This is a genomic window from Halomonas sp. ND22Bw (genome assembly GCF_003011945.1).
In the GTDB taxonomy this organism is placed as follows: domain Bacteria; phylum Pseudomonadota; class Gammaproteobacteria; order Pseudomonadales; family Halomonadaceae; genus Halomonas; species Halomonas halophila.
Genome location: NZ_PXWD01001919.1, coordinates 1 through 230 on the forward strand (window position 1 = coordinate 1; position 230 = coordinate 230).

Genomic DNA, 230 nt, shown 5'->3' on the forward strand with positions numbered 1-230 from the left:
AGGCGTTCGGCCAGTGATCGGGGATCGCGGAGGGCAGCGTGTGCCCGAGGCCGCCGAGCGTGGTCATGATGCCGCAGACGAGCCCACGCATCCACGGCGTGCCCCGGCCCGTGATCGCCCCGTCGTCGGACAGGGCCTCGGTGAAGCCCATGCTGATGCCCGCGCCGATGGACGCCGCCAGGCCGACCAGGAAGGTCGCGCTGTTGCTGTGGGTGGCGAAGGCGGCGGCG

Annotated in this window: 1 pseudogene; it reads right to left on the minus strand. The window is 73.0% G+C overall.

From position 1 onward, the window contains the following. Positions 1 to 230: pseudogene (locus CVH10_RS24965) on the minus strand (rubrerythrin family protein); the annotation flags it as partial.